Origin of the sequence: Sphingomonas sp. NFR04, from assembly GCF_900114095.1 — a bacterium.
GTDB lineage: Bacteria > Pseudomonadota > Alphaproteobacteria > Sphingomonadales > Sphingomonadaceae > Sphingomonas.
The window spans coordinates 114,605-131,118 of record NZ_FORV01000005.1 but is presented as its reverse complement, the minus strand read 5'-3'; the positions used below and the strand labels follow the sequence as shown (position 1 = coordinate 131,118).

16 protein-coding genes are annotated in these 16,514 nt (G+C 68.3%); 12 read left to right on the top strand and 4 right to left on the bottom strand.

Translation table 11 applies throughout. The features are described from left to right. Positions 1-40 precede the first annotated feature (40 nt). The 3 genes from ftsZ to BM009_RS15445 all read left to right on the top strand — a co-directional run bounded on the left by ftsZ (position 41) and on the right by BM009_RS15445 (position 4,596). On the top strand, positions 41-1,525 hold the full coding sequence (ftsZ, locus tag BM009_RS15455; protein ID WP_093297569.1) for a cell division protein FtsZ: 1,485 nt from the start codon (positions 41-43) through the stop codon (positions 1,523-1,525). A gap of 84 nt (positions 1,526-1,609) precedes the next feature. After that, positions 1,610-3,391: an SPOR domain-containing protein gene (locus BM009_RS15450; RefSeq protein WP_093297567.1), complete on the top strand. Its 1,782-nt coding sequence runs from the start codon at positions 1,610-1,612 to the stop codon at positions 3,389-3,391. A gap of 38 nt (positions 3,392-3,429) precedes the next feature. After that, on the top strand, positions 3,430-4,596 hold the full coding sequence (locus BM009_RS15445) for a deoxyguanosinetriphosphate triphosphohydrolase (protein WP_093297565.1): 1,167 nt from the start codon (positions 3,430-3,432) through the stop codon (positions 4,594-4,596). A 300-nt stretch (positions 4,597-4,896) separates the two neighbouring features. On the opposite strand, the gene BM009_RS15440 is transcribed toward BM009_RS15445, so the two are convergent. After that, the gene (locus BM009_RS15440) at positions 4,897-5,712 is read right to left on the bottom strand and encodes a TorF family putative porin (RefSeq protein ID WP_093297564.1); all 816 of its coding nucleotides are present in this window, start codon (positions 5,710-5,712) and stop codon (positions 4,897-4,899) included. Between the two features lie 261 nt (positions 5,713-5,973). On the opposite strand from BM009_RS15440, the gene BM009_RS15435 reads away from it, so the two are divergent. Further along, positions 5,974-6,237 carry a hypothetical protein gene (locus BM009_RS15435; protein WP_139216642.1) on the top strand — a complete coding sequence of 88 codons (264 nt, stop codon included), beginning with the start codon at positions 5,974-5,976 and terminating at the stop codon, positions 6,235-6,237. Between the two features lie 91 nt (positions 6,238-6,328). On the opposite strand, the gene BM009_RS15430 is transcribed toward BM009_RS15435, so the two are convergent. After that, positions 6,329-6,610 carry a hypothetical protein gene (locus BM009_RS15430; RefSeq protein WP_093297561.1) on the bottom strand — a complete coding sequence of 94 codons (282 nt, stop codon included), beginning with the start codon at positions 6,608-6,610 and terminating at the stop codon, positions 6,329-6,331. 239 nt (positions 6,611-6,849) lie between these two features. Between BM009_RS15430 and BM009_RS15425 the strand changes: the two genes are divergently transcribed. Both BM009_RS15425 and BM009_RS15420 read left to right on the top strand, forming a co-directional pair. Further along, positions 6,850-8,349, top strand: a complete 1,500-nt coding sequence (locus BM009_RS15425) for a DUF1800 domain-containing protein (RefSeq protein ID WP_093297559.1) — start codon at positions 6,850-6,852, stop codon at positions 8,347-8,349. Between the two features lie 4 nt (positions 8,350-8,353). Further along, positions 8,354-9,508: a DUF1501 domain-containing protein gene (locus BM009_RS15420; protein ID WP_175488058.1), complete on the top strand. Its 1,155-nt coding sequence runs from the start codon at positions 8,354-8,356 to the stop codon at positions 9,506-9,508. Between the two features lie 39 nt (positions 9,509-9,547). Here the strand turns inward: BM009_RS15420 and BM009_RS22790 are convergent, their stop codons facing one another. Next, positions 9,548-10,060 carry a DUF4145 domain-containing protein gene (locus BM009_RS22790; protein WP_217644209.1) on the bottom strand — a complete coding sequence of 171 codons (513 nt, stop codon included), beginning with the start codon at positions 10,058-10,060 and terminating at the stop codon, positions 9,548-9,550. A 2-nt stretch (positions 10,061-10,062) separates the two neighbouring features. Continuing rightward, positions 10,063-10,680: a DUF5343 domain-containing protein gene (locus tag BM009_RS22305; RefSeq protein WP_139216641.1), complete on the bottom strand. Its 618-nt coding sequence runs from the start codon at positions 10,678-10,680 to the stop codon at positions 10,063-10,065. A gap of 376 nt (positions 10,681-11,056) precedes the next feature. Here BM009_RS22305 and argS point away from each other — a divergent pair, with 376 nt between their 5' ends. From argS to BM009_RS15385, 6 genes are all read left to right on the top strand, one after another. Further along, positions 11,057-12,781, top strand: a complete 1,725-nt coding sequence (argS, locus tag BM009_RS15410) for an arginine--tRNA ligase (RefSeq protein ID WP_093297558.1) — start codon at positions 11,057-11,059, stop codon at positions 12,779-12,781. Positions 12,782-12,786: 5 nt separating this feature from the next. Next, positions 12,787-13,500, top strand: coding sequence for an SPOR domain-containing protein (locus BM009_RS15405; protein ID WP_093297557.1), 714 nt, complete (start codon positions 12,787-12,789; stop codon positions 13,498-13,500). Between the two features lie 42 nt (positions 13,501-13,542). After that, the gene (nagZ, locus tag BM009_RS15400) at positions 13,543-14,547 is read left to right on the top strand and encodes a beta-N-acetylhexosaminidase (protein WP_093297555.1); all 1,005 of its coding nucleotides are present in this window, start codon (positions 13,543-13,545) and stop codon (positions 14,545-14,547) included. Positions 14,548-14,751: 204 nt separating this feature from the next. Then, complete coding sequence (locus BM009_RS15395) at positions 14,752-15,486, top strand: segregation and condensation protein A (RefSeq protein WP_093297554.1); 735 nt, start codon at positions 14,752-14,754, stop codon at positions 15,484-15,486. Next, positions 15,483-16,082 (top strand): SMC-Scp complex subunit ScpB, encoded by a 600-nt coding sequence (scpB, locus tag BM009_RS15390; RefSeq protein WP_175488057.1) that lies wholly within the window; start codon positions 15,483-15,485, stop codon positions 16,080-16,082. The genes BM009_RS15395 and scpB overlap by 4 nt, the downstream gene beginning before the upstream one ends. Positions 16,083-16,188: 106 nt before the next feature. Then, complete coding sequence (locus BM009_RS15385) at positions 16,189-16,422, top strand: twin-arginine translocase TatA/TatE family subunit (protein ID WP_093297553.1); 234 nt, start codon at positions 16,189-16,191, stop codon at positions 16,420-16,422. Positions 16,423-16,514 lie beyond the last annotated feature (92 nt).

Genomic DNA, 16,514 nt, shown 5'->3' with positions numbered 1-16,514 from the left:
CTGTGCAGCGTGCGCGTGCGCTGCCACGGGAGACCATAGAATGAGTATCGATTTCCTTCCGCCCGACGTGGACGAACTGACGCCGAAGATCGCGGTGATCGGGGTTGGCGGCGCTGGCGGCAATGCCATCGCCAACATGATCCGCGCCGAGGTGCAGGGCGTCGAGTTCCTGGTCGCCAATACCGATGCGCAGGCGCTGAAGCAGTCGGTCGCCCCCCAGCGCATCCAGCTGGGTGCGAAGATCACGCAGGGCCTGGGCGCGGGCTCGCGGCCCGAGATCGGCCGTGCGGCGGCCGAGGAGACGATCGAGCAGGTCCAGCAGTCGCTTGAAGGCGCGCACATGTGCTTCATCGCGGCCGGCATGGGCGGCGGCACCGGCACGGGTGCGGCGCCGGTGATCGCCAAGGCGGCACGCGAGATGGGCATCCTGACCGTCGGCGTCGTGACCAAGCCGTTCGCCTTCGAAGGCAAGCGCCGCGCGCAGTCGGCCGAGGCGGGCATCGAAGAGCTGCAGAAATATGTCGATACGCTGATCGTCATCCCGAACCAGAACCTCTTCCTGATCGCCAATGCGAACACGACCTTCAAGGAAGCGTTCGAGATGGCCGACGAGGTGCTGCAGCAGGGCGTGCGCGGCATCACCGACCTGATGGTGATGCCCGGCCTGATCAACCTCGACTTTGCCGACGTCCGTTCGGTGATGCAGGAAATGGGCAAGGCGATGATGGGCACCGGCGAGGCGGACGGCGACGACCGCGCGCTGATCGCTGCCCAGAAGGCGATCGCCAACCCGCTGCTCGACGGCGTGAGCATGAACGGCGCCAAGGGCGTGATCGTCTCGATCACCGGCGGCGAGGACATGCGCCTGCTCGAGGTCGACGAAGCCGCGAACCATATCCGCGAGCTGGTCGATCCGGACGCGAACATCATCTGGGGTTCGGCGTTCAACTCGGAGCTGGAAGGCCGCATCCGCGTGTCGGTGGTCGCCACCGGCATCGATGCGAATGTCGAGAACCGCCCGGCGACGCCGGCCGAGCAGCCGCGCGTCTTCTCCTTCTCCACCCCGCGCCGCACCACCGCGGCCGCTGCTGCTGCGCCGGAGCCGGTAGCGGCACCTGCGCCGGCGGCGCCCGAGCCGGCCCCCGCGCCGGTTGCCGAGGAAGCGCCCGCGCCGGCACCCGTCGCGCCGGCCCCCGAGCCGGTAGCCGCAGCGCCTGCACCGGCCCCCGAGCCGACCCCGCCGGCCCCGGCTTCGGACGAGCTGCTGCTCGGCGCCGAGGCGATGGTCCCGGCACCGACGCCGGCTCCGGCCGCTGCCCCCGCTCCGGCCCCCGAGGCGCCGGCCGGCCGCCGCCGCTGGCTGACCGGCGGTGACGAGGATGCCGATACCCGCCCGCGTCCCAAAACCGGCGGCACGCTGTTCGAGCGCATGGCCTCGGCCTCGCGCGGCACCAAGGCCGCCGAGGAAGAGGACAAGGATCCGCTCGACATCCCGCGGTTCCTGCGCAGCCAGAACAACCAGTAAGGCGCAGGGGTGGCACGGTTCGCCGGGCCACCCCTTGCCCCGTCAGCGGCGGTTCAGCGCCGCGGCTCTAGCGGTTAGCCCGACATGATCAGCAAGAAACATCTCGGCATCGGCGCGTTCGCGTCGGCGCTGCTCCTCGGCGCACATCCGGCGCTCGCGCAGACCGAAGTGGTGCAGGCGCACAATCCCGATGCGGATGCGCTGGCCACCCAGATGCGCGTGCTCGCCGAGAATCCGCGCGACGTCGAGGCGCTGATCGCGGCGGCGCGGCTGAGCACGCGGCTGGGGGATTTGTCGGGCGCGCTGGCGCTGCTCCAGCGGGCGGAAGACATCGAAGCGGCCAACCCGCGCATCGCCAGCAACCGCGCCGCGGTGCTGGTGCGGCAGGGCCGGCCGGGTGAGGCGCTGCGGATGTTCCAGCAGGCGGAGCAGCGCGGCGTAGATCCGCGCGAGTTCGCCGCCGATCGCGGCTTTGCCTATGATCTGCTCGGCCAGCCCTTGCTCGCCCAGCGTGACTATAAGCTGGCGCTGGCGACGAAGCGCGAGAGTGACGTGGTGCGGCGCTATGCGCTGTCGCTCGGCATCAGCGGCGATCGTGCCGGGGCGGAACGCGAGCTCGACGCGCTGCTCCGCGCGCAGGACCGCGCCGCCTGGCGTGACCGCGCCTTCATCCTCGCGATGAACGGCGATGTCGCGGGCGCCGAGAAGATCGCGGGCACGGTGCTGCCGGGCGCGGCGGGCAAGAACCTGCTGCCCTTCTTCCGCCGGATCGCAACGCTGGGCCCCGCCGATCGCGCCTTCGCGGTGCATTTCGGCGAGCTGACTCCGACCCCCGCGCGGCTGGCGGATGCGCGCATGGCGCCGTCGCTGCCGGCCTATACTGGCCCGGCGCCGGTGCAGATCGCGCAGGTCGCCCCGGTGGCGCCTGCCACCACGCCGGTGCGCGCCGATACGCGCGGGCGTCGCGGCGCCTCGACGCCGAAGACCGCGCCGGTGCAGGTCGCGAGGGCGGACGTGGCGCCCGTCGCCCGCGCCGTGCCGAGCCAACCCGCGCCGCAGCCGGTGGTGCCGCAGCCGACGCCCACGCCCCAGCCGAGCTGGCAGCCGACGCCGGTCCCGCAGCCGACGCCGGCGCCCCGGCCGATCGTCCAGCCGATTCCGGCGCCGCAGCCTGAGGTCCGCCACGTCGCGCCCGCGAATTCGCCGCTTGCGTCGATCATCGCGAATATCGATGTGCCCGCCAGCGAGCGGAGCCCGGCGCCCCGCCCGACCACCGTTGCGCCGGCATCCAAGCCGACGGTCACCGTCCGTCCCAAGCCGGAGCCCAAGCGGCCGGTGGTCGCGGACGAGGAAGACGCCAAGACCGCCAAGCCCGCCAAGCCAGGCGCCCGCAAGGGTGCGCAGGTCGAGGACGAGGCCGATGCGAAGCCCGTCAAGCCGGGCACCAAGAAGGGCGCGCGGGCCGAAGAGGACGCCGACACCAAGCCGACCAAGCCCGGCACGAAGAAGGGCGCCAAGTCCGCGGACGACGAGGACACCAAGCCGGTCAAGGGCAAGAAGCCCGAGCCCAAGAAGCCGGATCCGAAAAAGGCCGATCCCGAACGCGTGTGGGTGCAGGTGGCGAGCGGCGCCAACGAATCGACCGTCGACCGCGCCTGGAAGGGCGTCGCCGCCAAGTCGCCCAGGCTGCTCAAGGCGCGCGGCGGCTGGTGGATGCCGTTCAAGGCGACCAACCGCATCGTCACGGGGCCCTTCAAGACCAGCGGCGAGGCACAGGCCTTCGTCAATAAGCTGGCGGGGGAGGGCGTCTCGGCCTTCGTCGTCACCAGCGAGGCGGGGCAGAAGGTCACCAAGATCGCGCCTTGACCCTTCGCAAGGCGGTGCGGCTGGGCTAGGGCGCGCGGGTGAAACAGCTTTCCTCCTGGGCCTGTACGCCCGCCCAGACGCGCGGCCGCCTGCATCCCGAGGCTGGCGGCGGCGCCCGCGGCCCGCGCGACGCCTTCCAGCGCGACCGCGACCGGATCATCCATTCGATCAGCTTCCGCCGGTTGCGCCACAAGACGCAGGTGTTCCTGGCGCCCGATGGCGACCATTTCCGCGTGCGGCTTACCCACAGCCTGGAGGTCGCCCAGATCGGCCGCGCCATCGCCCGCGCGCTGGGGCTGAACGAGGACCTGACCGAAGCGCTCTGCCTCGCGCACGATATCGGCCATCCGCCCTTCGGCCATGCCGGCGAGGATGCGCTGGAAGCGGCGCTGGCGGGGAAGGGCGGCTTCGACCATAACGGCCACACCCTGCGCACGCTGACCCTGCTCGACAGCCCCTATCCCATGTGGAACGGGCTGAACCTGACTTGGGACACGCTGGAGGGCCTCGCCAAGCACAACGGTCCGATCCACGAGCCGCAATGGGCGCTGGCCGCCGCCGATGCCGAGTTTCCGCTCGAGCTCGACAGCTGGCCCTCGCTCGAGGCGCAGGTGGCGGCGATCGCCGACGACATCGCCTATGACAATCACGACATCGACGACGGCCTGCGCGCCGGGCTGCTGACGCTCGACCAGATCATGGACGTGCCGATGATCGCCGCCGCCTGGGCCGATGTGCAGGCGCGCTTCCCCGGCGTAAGCGCGAAGCGGCTGACCGGCGAGCTGATCCGCTCGCAGATCGGGCTGATGGTCAACGACTTGATCGGCGAGACCCGCGCGCGGATCGCGGACTCGGGCGTGGCGACGGTCGACGATGTCCGCCGCGCCGGGCGCTGCCTGGCCGGCTTCTCCCCCGCGATGCGCGACGCCGAGCGCGGGCTGAAGCGCTTCATGTACGCGAACCTGTACCACCATCCGAGCCAGCTGGCGGCGGCGGCATCGGCGCGGCAGGTCGTGTCGGGGCTGTTCGCCGCCTATGCGGCCGATCCGGCAGGCATGCCGCCGGAATGGCGCGACGCGTTGCCGGCGGAGGAGCCCTGGCGCAGCCGCCATATCGGCGACTTCATCGCCGGCATGACCGACCGCTACGCCATCGCGCGGTATCGGGAAGTCTGCGGCACGATCGACCTGCCGGAGGGGTTCTAGGGAAGGAGATCCTCCCCCGGAGGGGGAGGGGGACCGCCGCCGAAGACGGTGGTGGAGGGGTATCCCCGCTGGGGGTGGTGTGCGCCGCTCCAGCGGGGACACCCCTCCGTCGCGCTACGCGCGCCACCTCCACGAGCAGGGAAGCCAAGGCGCCCAAGCGTTTCCTCCCCCGCCAGGGGGAGGTGGCAGGCGCAGCCTGACGGAGGGGGAGGATGCCAGAACCTCTCGAACCGTCGTGCTTCCTCCCACTCCGTCGCCTTCGGCGCCACCTCCCCCTGGCGGGGGAGGATAGGTCTTGCTTCAGAACGCCGCGCTTACCGAGAACACCACCTGGCTCCCGGCGATGGTCGAGCCGTCCTTCGTGCTCGAGAAATTTGGCAGCAGATACGCGCTGTCGCGCTTGGTGATGCTGGTATCGACATAGGCGACGCCCAGCACGACCTTCCCCAGCGCCAGGTCCGCACCGACCAGCCAGTCGGCATAGCTGCCCGTCGGCGCGACGCTGGTGCCGTTGGGGCCGAGGCCGGGATTGCCGTCCGAATAGCCGAGATGCGCCTTGAGCGTGATCGGGGTCTTCGGCACCGCGGTGCTGATGTCGCCCCAGAGATACAGATTGTCTTCCTTGTCGCCCTCGCGGCTCTCGGGCGTGGCGCTCCAGTTGCCCAGCGCCTGCTGCGGCGGTGCATAGGCGACGCCGGCCAGTGCCGAAACCGGGCCGATGCTGCCGCTCAGCTTCACATAGGGCTCGGCGAAGTCGGTCTTGGAGGCGCCGCCCGGATACATGTACCAGGTGAGCCCCACGTCGAGCGCCGCGCCGCCGCCGATCGGCAGCTTGTAGCCGCCGACCACGTCCAGCTCCATATTGGCGCCGCCGAACGTGCCCCAGCCCGACAGGTTCGAGCCCCAGAGCGACCCGTAGAGGCCGCTTTCGTGGCTTACGGTTACGCCGCCCTGGATGGCCATTTCCTTGTCGGTCTGCGAAACGCCGCGGAAGCGATAGTCCGAGACCAGCGCGACGCTGCCCGAGACGGTGACGGGTGGGGGCGGGGCGTTCTCCTGCGCAAAAGCAGGCGCGGACAGGCCGAGCAGGGCTGCGGCGGCAAGACGAGTCTTCATGGAAACTTCCCTCTCGGTGGCGAGTGAAGTTCCAGCCTGCGCCGGCGCGGCGACCCGTTCTCGTGGACGGGACTGTCGCTCCGATGCGATATCTTCGCGCCGCAGCATTGCTGCTTCTTGGCGTCATCGTAAGAAAGTGTTGCTGGCGGCGCGTTGCTGGCGGGAGCAACCTTTCGTTACAGCCGCGCAAGTGTGCCGCAACGGCGGATGCGTAGATCATGGGGACAGGAAAGAATGCTCCCAACCATGAGGAACGCCACCGTGAAGCTTGCAACCATCGCACTGATTTCTGCGACCCTGGTCGCCGCGCCGGCGGCCGCCCAGTCGCTCCACGAGACCCATGAGCGGGTCTGGATGCCCGCCGGCAAGAGCCAGATCGTCACCTGGCGGATGAAGGACCACAAGCCCGCCGCCACCCAGGCGCATCACCAGGCCGGCAAGCACCAGTATCTGCCCACCCGCAAGGCCCCGACCGAAGAGGCCCGCCGCCAGACCGGCAGCAGCACCGTCGGCGCCAGCCAATAAGTTCCAGTTCCGTCCCCCCAGAACGGAAAACCCCGCGGTCGCCCAGGCGGCCGCGGGGTTCTTTCTTTTCCGGGAGCCGGTAGGGCGTCGCTTAGCGCGACGCGACCTGCACCTTGGTCACCTTGGGCACGCGGAACGACACGCGGGTGCCGGCGGCGTTGCCATCGACCCAGCCGTTGCGCACGACGAGGCGGAAATTCTGGTTGCCCGGCTTGGCGACGCCTTCCAGGACCTGCACGTCGCCCTTGGTGGTCGAGGTGTAGGTGTAGGTCACGCCGTCACGGGTGAAGCTGCGCGCGTCAGCGTTGTCGGCGGCGAAAGCGGGAGCAGCGGCGAACAGGGTAGCGGCGAGTGCGATGGTGAAACGCGTCACGATCTTTCTCCTTCGTTGGGCCAAAAGAGCCAGATCGGCATCCTTCGTATGTTCTTGATAGACGTTTTGTTGCGCTGCAGCAGATTCGACAACCGCAAAGCGCGGGGGTCATGATTGCAGTCCGCGCAACTGTTCACGCACGGGACGAAGTGCCCGGGGATGCGACGAAGCGTTGGCCGCTGGCACACTCCTGCGACAATCCAGCAGTAGCAAAGGCATCAGTCAGCGGAGTGTAGCCGATGGCGGGTATGAGTATCGCGTTGAATCGCTTCGGTTTGGGTGCGCGCCCGGACGAGGATCCCGGTGCGGAGCCGCGCGCCTGGCTGGCGCAGCAGCTGGACCGCTATGTCGCCGCTCCGCCGCCGATCGCGGGGCAGCCGGCCAGCGATACGCTGGTCGCGCAATTCGCCGCCTATCGCGAGCAGATTTCGCAGTTGCGGAAGAATGCGCAGCCGGCAGCGGCCGTTGCGGCACCGCCGATGTCCTCCAGACCGGCCGGCGCGATGGCGCCGCTGGTGCCCCAGCCGCCGATCGTCCAGACCGGCGACGATCCCGCCGAGGCGCTGCGCAAGCAGTTCGGCCAGCAAAGCCGCGCGCTGTACAACGACGCCGTCACCGCCCGCGCGCTTGCCGCGCTCCAGTCGCCTGCGCCCTTCGCCGAGCGGCTGGTGCATTTCTGGGCCAATCATTTCGCCGTCTCGGGTGACAAGATGGAGGTGACCAACCTCGCCGGCGCGTTCGAGTTCGAAGCGATCCGCCCGCATGTGATGGGCAGCTTCCGCGACATGCTCTTCGCGGTGGAGCGGCACCCGGCGATGCTGCTGTTCCTCGACCAGGCGGTGTCGGTGGGGCCGAACAGTCCGCTGGCGGTGCGCGCGAGCAACCGGCCCAATGTCCGCCGCAACCTGGGCCTCAACGAGAATCTCGCGCGCGAAATCCTGGAGCTTCACACGCTCGGTGTCCGCACCGGCTACGGCCAGGCCGACGTGACCGAGTTCGCCCGCGCGCTGACCGGCTGGACCATCGCCGGCTTCGGTCGTGGGCCGGTTGCGAAGTTCACCGGCCGCACCGGCCGGCAGGGCGACTTTGTCTATGCCGATGCGCTCCACGAGCCGGGTGCGCGCACGATCCTCGGCCAGCAATGGCCGCAGCCGGGCGAGGCGCAGGCGGCGGCGGTGCTCGACCATCTCGCCACGCATCCGGCGACCGCCCGGCACATCGCCACCAAGCTCGCCCGCCATTTCGCCGGGGACGATCCGCCTCCGAAGCTGGTCGCGCGGCTGGAGGCGAATTTCCGCAAGACCGGCGGCGATCTGCCGAGCCTCTACCGTACCCTCGTCGCCTCGCCCGAATGCTGGGTGCCTGCCCCGGTCAAGTTCAAGTCGCCTTGGGAATGGTCGATCTCGGCGATGCGTGCGGTCGGCACCCAGCAGCTCCAGCCCAACGCGGTGCCGGGGCTGATGAATCAGCTCGGCCAGCCGGTGTGGAAGCCCGGCTCGCCGGCGGGGTGGGATGACGTGACCGGCGCCTGGGCCGGGCCGGATGCGGTGCTGCGCCGGGTCGAGGCCGCCGAGCGGATGGCGCAGCGCACCCGCGACCAGATCGATCCGCGCGCCCGCGCCGCGGCGATGTTCCCGGAGGCGCTCAGCCCCGCCACCGCCCAGGCGATCGCGCGGGCGGAAAGCAACAGCCAGGGGGTCGCGCTCTTGCTGGTCGCACCCGAGTTCCTGCGGAGATAGCGTCATGATGCTCCACCGTCGTCAATTGCTCGCCGCCGGCGCCACCGCGCTGCTGGTCTCGCCGCTGGGCGCGCGCATGGCCTTCGCCGCCGCGCCGACCGAGCGCCGCTTCGTCTTCCTCATCCAGCGCGGCGCGGCCGACGGCTTGGGCATCGTCGCACCCGTCGGCGACCCCGCCTATGCCGGCGCGCGCGGCGACCTCGCCGCGGACTTCGCCAGCGCGCCCAGGCTCGACGGCATGTTCGCGCTGCACCCGGCGATGCCGAACACGCTCGGGCTCTATCGGGCAAAGCAGGCGCTGTTCGTCCATGCCGTCGCCTCGCCCTATCGCGATCGTTCGCATTTCGACGGACAGAACGTGCTCGAGACCGGCGGCGTCTCGGCCTATCAGCTCAAGGAGGGCTGGATGAACCGGCTGCTCCGCCTGCTGCCCGAAGGCGACAAGGCGATCGCGCTCGCCGCCGCGGTGCCGATGGCGCTGCGCGGGAGCGTCGAGGTGGCGAGCTATGCGCCCTCCTCGTTGCCCGAGGCCTCGGACGACCTGCTCGCGCGGGTGAGCGCGATGTATGAAGGCGACAAGCAGCTCCACCCGCTCTGGCAGGAGGCGATGGCGACGCGGATGCTCACCGGCGACCTCGGCAGCGACGGCGGCAAGAAGGCGGCGGATACGGGCACGCTGGCGGCCAAGCTGCTCTCGGCGCCGGGCGGCGCGCGCATCGCGATGATCGAGACCGGCGGCTGGGACACGCATTCGGGCCAGCGCGGGCGGTTGGGCGGGCAGCTCAAGGGCCTCGACGCGATGGTCGCGGCGCTCAAGGCCGGGCTGGGGCCGCACTGGGACAATACGCTGGTCGTGGTAGCGACCGAGTTCGGCCGGACGGTGAAGGCCAACGGCACCGGCGGCACCGATCACGGCACCGGCTCGGTTGCGATGCTGCTCGGCGGCGCGGTGCAGGGCGGCCGGGTGCAGGCCGACTGGCCGGGGCTGGGCGACGCGGCGCTGTACGAGGGGCGCGACCTCAAGCCCACGACGGCGCTTGACGTGCTGATCGCGAGCGCGGTCTCGCGGCATTTCGGGCTGGCGGCTGCGCAGACGGCGAAGGCGCTGTTCCCGGCGATGACCACGGCCGCGGGGATGGAGGGGTTGGTGCGGGGGTAGGAGAGCCTTTGCCCTACTCGTAAAGAAGCGCCCTCGTTGTTATCGTAGGCCAGATATGACTAGTAGCTCTTCTGCGACCAGACGAAGATCGTCAGAGATTTTGTCGATGTCGGACCTGACGGCATTGAACCTTCTGCTATGTGCCGACTTGTCTCCGACGTCTTTCAGACGGGGCATAGCAGATTTAGCATTTCGGCTCAAATTCCAAGCTTTTTCTGATATAGTTCGGTCGATTAGATCGCGCAGGAAAAGAAAGTCGCCACTTGAATTTTGGATATTTTGAGCAATGCCACGAGATTCGAACGCTTCTATTATTAAGGTCTCAAGCAACCGCCTCAGCATAACTGCGCACGCGTCATACCATCCGTTGGCGTAAGCTCCGTTAGCTTGATTTGCTATTTTCACCAAGTAACCGCGAGTTCTGTCGAACAATATCGCTGGTATAACGGCGTTTCTTGGCGCCAATATACCCTGTGCCGGAGCTCCCAGCGAATAAGATATGTCCTCTTGTATCGCCTTGGCAGCTTTAAATATTTCGTTGTCTTCAATCACGTTTACGCGCCGTAAAGATGCTTTGCCATGCTGGCAAATATTTGATCAATTTGATCTAGGCTTGCGTCAGCGGAAATGTGGACCTGAACATCAATATGGAGGTTTGGGGCGCTGCTTCGAGGTTTTAGTGGGGCTTTCATTTCTACAGGGGCGTGCAGCGTGGATGTCTCAAAATGTTGTGCCTCCGCAGGTACCTCGGAATTGTTTTTAGAGAAATCAGCTTCTTTGGCTAGGTTTTTGAAAGTGGCGACGGCTTTAGTTATCGCCTGCTTCCCAGCCTTGGAGCTCTGGGAAAAGACGTTTTCTAGATCAACATTAGGTCGTTCATGGGCGTCGGGATAAACGCCGTAAAGCTCGGCGTATCCTGTCCGTATGCCTTCGGCCAAGGCTGTGGGTCCTTCAGAGCCTCGGAATTTCTGCCACAGAGGTGTTGGCACCTGACTGCCGTCTATTAACTGTGCAACTTTCAAGACGCCAATAAGTGAGCCGTCATTACTAGATGTGAAACCAATTGTCTTCAGCCAAGCGTTTGTCACCTTCGGTGGAACGCCAACAGTTTTGATTTTATCCAGAAGCGGTTTTATTTTCCCAGCTACCGTCGTGTAGATGACGTCCCCCACTTGCGCCCCCGTCTTTGAGTCAATGGTGTGCAATCATTACAGCACACGAATTCGAAGTTAAGCAAAATTTTGAAGGGGATCGGTATGATCCTGGTTCGTTTTGAGAATGCGATATCATCCTCATGGGGCGGTAGGGCGATCAATTACGAATAAGCCGATCACAAATCGAGTGAGCTGGCATTGGCGCGCACCTGTTACGGAGATTTCTTATCTCCGCTACCGATGCACGGTGCGGCTGTAGCTGGAGATCCCAAAGGGCCGGACTTTGTGGTTGGGAGGCTTCGCACCCTCGGCAAGCCCGCTTATATCCAATAGGGATGACGGCGCCGCGCCACTGCGCTACAGCCGCCGCTCCCATTCCCCATTGGATTGCTCAATGACGCTCTATGCTCGTTTCGCCGCGCATCTGAATCTGGCCCTGGATGCGCTCGTCCTCGCCGGCGATCTGCCTGCGGGGCTGGAGCGACGCGCGATCACGGTCGAGCCGCCGCGCGATCCGAGCCATGGCGATCTCGCCACCAATGCCGCGATGGTGCTCGCCAAGCCCGCCGGCACCAATCCGCGCGCGCTCGCCGAGAAGCTGGTCGCCGAGCTGGAGAAGCTGGACGAGGTCGCGGCCGTGTCGGTCGCGGGCCCCGGCTTCATCAATATGACGCTGGCCGAGGACAGCTGGCGCGGCGAAGTCGCCGAGATCCTGCGCGCCGGGGCGGATTATGGCCGCTCGTCGCTGGGCGCGGGGACGACCGTCAACGTCGAATATGTCTCGGCCAACCCGACGGGTCCGATGCACATGGGCCATTGCCGCGGCGCGGTGGTGGGCGATGCGCTGGCGACGTTGCTCGAGTTCGTCGGGCACAAGGTGATCCGCGAATATTATGTCAACGACGCGGGCGGCCAGGTCGATGTGCTCGCCCGCTCGGCGCATCTGCGCTACCGCGAGGCGCTGGGCGAAACGATCGAGATCCCCGAGGGCCTGTACCCGGGCGACTATCTGAAGCCGGTGGGCCAGCAGCTCGCCGCCGAGTTCGGCGACAAGTATGTCGATGCGCCCGAGAGCGAATGGCTGGTGCTGTTCCGCAAGACTGCGGTCGCGGCGATGCTCGTCATGATCAAGGACGATCTGGCGCTGCTCGGCATCCGGCACGACCTGTTCTCGTCCGAGGCCGAGCTGCAGGCCGCCGGCAAGCCCGAACAGGCCGAGGCATGGCTGCGCGAGCGCGGCCTCGTCTATGACGGCGTGCTCGAGGCCCCCAAGGGCGAGACGCCCGAGGATTGGGAGCCGGTGGAGCTGCCGCTGTTCCGCTCGACCCAGTTCGGCGACGACCAGGATCGCCCGATCAAGAAGTCGAACGGGCAATGGACCTATTTCGGCGCCGATCTCGCCTATCACTTCCAGAAGGCGCAGTCGGCCGACCAGCTGATCGACATCTGGGGCGCCGACCATGCGGGCACGGTCAAGCGGATCGTCGCGGCGGTGCAGGCGCTGACCGGCGGCGAGACCCGGTTCGACGTCAAGCTCGTCCAGATGGTGCGCCTGCTGCGCGCCGGCGAGCCGGTGAAGATGTCCAAGCGCGCGGGCAATTTCGTGACCCTCGCGGACGTCGTCCGCGAAGTGGGCAAGGACGTGGTGCGCTTCACCATGCTCACCCGCAAGGCCGATGCCCAGATGGACTTCGACTTCGCCAAGGTGCTGGAGACGTCCAAGGAAAACCCGGTCTTCTACGTGCAATATGCCCATGCCCGCGTGGCATCGGTGCATCGCCGCGCAGCCGAGGCGGGGATCAGCCTCGACGAGGCGGCGGACCTGTCGCTGCTCGACGGGCGCGAACTGGGCGTCGCGAAGCTCGCCGCGCAATTCCCGCGCGTGGTGGAAGCGGCGGCGAGCGCCCGCGAACCGCACCGGATCGCCTTCTATCTCTATGATCTGGCGGCGGAATTCCATGCGCTCTACAATATGGGCAACGACTCTGCCGATCGGCGTTTCCTGATGGTCGAGCAGCCGGCGCTGACCCGCGCGCGGCTGTTCCTCGGCCGCTCGATCCAGCAGGTCATCCGCAACGGCCTCGCGCTGATGGGCGTGGAGGCGGTCGAGGAGATGTGACGGCGATGCGCGGCCGGTACGACGACAGCGAGCGGCTCCCCTGGCTGGAGACGGTGGAGGAGGCCTATGAGGAGCCGCGGCAGGGCCGCGTGTTCGTCACGATCTTCCTCGCCCTGCTCGTGCTGGGGGCGGCGGGCGGCGTCTATTACTGGCTGCGGCACCAGGCCTCGCGCGACGGCAATGGCGCGCTGATCGCGGCCCCGGCCGAACCCTACAAGGTGCGGCCGGACCAGCCGGGCGGGATGCGTGTGGACGGCGAGGGCGACATCGTCTTCCGCACCAGCCAGGGCGGGCCGAGCGAGGCCGGCATCAATGTTGGCGCGCTGCCCGAGGCGCCGGTCGAGGGGCAGAAGCCGCGCCAGGCGCCGACCAACGGCCCCAAGGCGAGCAGCAGCGCGACGATCGCCTTGCCTGCGCCCACGATCGTCAAGCCGACGCCGACGCCCAAGGTGGCGGCGGCGAGTTCGGCGGGCGAGGGGGCGGGCGCGCTGGTCCAGCTCGGCGCCTTCCCCAGCGAGGGCGCGGCGAACCTTGCCTGGACGCGGATGTCGAAGCGGTTCGCCTATCTCGCGCCGCTGGGCAAGCTGGTGGTGCCGTTCGCCACGGCGGAGGGCAAGACCGTCTACCGGCTGCGGGTGAACGCAGGCAGCAACGGCCAGGCGCGCGAGATTTGCGGCAAGCTCAAGGTCGCCGGCGAGAACTGCTTCGTCGCGAGCTGACAGGGGTTGCGGGGGCGGCCGGATCGGTTAGGCCTTGCGCCCATGAAGCCCGTGATCTTCGGCCTGTCCGGCCCTTCGCTCACCGACGACGAACGCGCCTTTTTCAAGGAGGCCGAGCCGCTCGGCTATATCCTGTTCAAGCGCAACTGCGTCGATCCCGCGCAGATGCGGGCACTCACCGACGATCTCCGCGACCTGAGCGGCCGGGGCGACCTGCCGATCCTGATCGACCAGGAAGGCGGCCGTGTCGCGCGGATGCAGCCGCCGGTCTGGCCGGCCTTCCCGACCGGCGCCGCCTTCGACGCACTGTATGAGCGCGCGCCGATCTCGGCGGTCGAGGCGGCGCGGGCGAACGGCCAGGCGCTTGCCGCGATCCTGCGCGAGGCAGGGGTGTCGGTGGACTGCGCGCCCTTGCTCGATGTGGCGGTGGAGGGCGGCACGCCGGCGATCGGCGACCGCGCATTCGGGCGCGATCCGATGCGGGTGGCGGCGCTGGGCCGAGCGCTGCTCGACGGGCTGGCGCGCGGCGGCGTGGTCGGGGTCATCAAGCACATGCCGGGGCATGGCCGGGCGATGGTCGACAGCCATCTCGAACTGCCGCGGGTGAGGGCCTCCGCCGAGGAGCTGGAGGCGGACCTGCTGCCGTTCCAGCGGCTGGCGCACGCGCCGATGGGGATGACCGCGCATATCGTGTTCGAAGCCTGGGATGCCGAATTGCCCGCCACACTCTCGCCCACGGTGATCCGCCAGATCATCCGGGGCCGGATCGGCTTCGACGGGCTGCTGTTCACCGACGATATCGACATGAAGGCGCTTTCCGGCACCGCCGGCGAGAAGGCCGAGCGCGCGCTGGCGGCTGGCTGCGACGTGGTGCTCGATTGCTGGGCGCGGATGCCGGAAATGGTCGAGATCGCGTCCCGGATTCCTGATGCGCCGGCGGTGTGCCTGGAGCGGCTCGCGCGGGCAATGGGCTCGGTGGAGGAGGCGGAGGACGTGCCGCTCGCCGAGCTGCTGGCCAAGCGGGATGCGCTGCTGGGGGTGAGCTGAGCGTTTCCTCCCCCAGCTTGCTGGGGGAGGGGGACGCCGCCGAAGGCGGTGGTGGAGGGGCCGCGCCGGAGGCGCGGAATGCGACCGCACGGCTCCGCCGCGTGCCGCGGCGGCCCCTCCACCATTTGCTGCGCAAATGGTCCCCCTCCCCTGCGTGGCAGGGGAGGATTTGCTTGGGGGGCGTGCCCCTCCTATGACCACCCGGTGGACGGGGGCGACGACATTCTGAAGATCGAGGTCGAGGGCTGGGAAGGCCCGCTCGACCTGCTGCTCGCGCTTGCCCGCACGCAGAAAGTGGATCTGCGCCAGATCTCGATCCTCGAACTGGTCGAGCAGTATCTCGCCTATGTCCATGCCGCGCGCGAGCTGCGGCTGGAACTCGCCGCCGATTATCTGGTGATGGCCGCATGGCTCGCCTATCTGAAGTCCGCGCTGCTGCTCCCCCGCAACCCCGCCGAGAGCCCGAGCCCCGAGGAGCTGGCGCTCCGCCTGCAGCTCCGCCTCGAACGGCTGAGCGCGATGCGCGAGGCCGGCGCCCGGCTGGTCGCGCGCGACCGGATGGGGCGCGATGTCTTCCCGCGCGGCGCGCCCGAAGGCCTGCGCGTCCAGCGCCAGGCCAAGTGGGAAGTGGAGATCTACGACCTGATCGCCGCCTATGGCCGGATCAGCGCGCGTACGCGGCCGGTGATGCACGTCGTCGCCCACCGCGACGTGATGACGCTGGAGGCGGCGCTGGAGCGGCTCTCCACCCAGCTCGGCACCCGGATCGACTGGGACGTGATCGAGAGCTTCCTGCCCGAGGGCGCGAGCGAGCTGTTCCGCCGCTCGGCGCTCGCCTCGTCCTTCGTCGCCGCGCTGGAGCTGGCGCGTCAGGGGCGGCTGGAGATTCGCCAGGATTCGCCGTTCGCGCCGCTCTACCTCAAGGCGATCCCGATATGATCGACGCCGGCGATCCGATCCGCGCGGTCGAGGCGGTGCTGTTCGCGTCCGAGGCGCCGATGAGCGTCGACGAGATCCGCGCCTATGTCGGGCCCGAGGTCGACATCCGCGCCACGCTGGCGGCGCTCGGCGACCACTATGCCGGTCGCGGCATCGAGCTGGTCCGCCGCGGCGACCGCTGGCATTTCCAGACCGCCGCGGATCTCGCCCATCTGCTCCGCCGCGACCGCGAGGACAGCCGCAAGCTCAGCCGGGCGGGGATCGAGACGCTGGCGATCATCGCCTATCACGAACCGGTGACAAGGGCCGAGATCGAGGCGATCCGCGGCGTGCAGATCTCCAAGGGCACGATCGACGTGCTGATGGAGGCGGGCTGGGTGCGCCCCGCCGGGCGCCGCGAAGTGCCGGGGCGGCCGCTGATGTATACCACGACGCCGGGCTTCCTCAGCCATTTCGGGCTGGCCAGCCGGCGCGACCTGCCGGGGATCGAGGACCTCAAGGCGGCGGGGCTGCTCGATCCCGTCGATCTCGCCTTGGAACAGCTCGACGCGGCCGAGGCGGCGGCGGAAAGCGAAACTGTCACGGACGAGGAATAGAGGCCTCACCTTCCGTTCGGCGCTGTGTACGCCAACGTAGGGCGATCAACCGTTGCCGTGCGGAGCCGCGGGCCTTAGATAGGTCGGGATATCAAGGAGAATTCTCATGGGTAGCTTCAGCCTGATGCACTGGCTGGTCGTCGGCATCATCGCCATCCTGCTGCTGGGCGGCGGCCGTTTCTCCCACATGATGGGTGACGTCGCGAAGGGCATCAAGAACTTCAAGAAGGGCATGGCCGAGGACGATACCCAGACGCCGCCGACCCGGATCGAAGGCAAGCCGGCGCCCGAGCCGGGCTATACGCCTGAAGCCGAGCGCGCCCGCGAGGAGCAGCGCTGAGCCCTGCCGGGGCGCCGCGCCAAGGCTGGCGCCCCGGGGTTTGATCGCAGCGCGCCGGGACGCCCGGGGCATGCCGTGCGAGTGGATGCGCC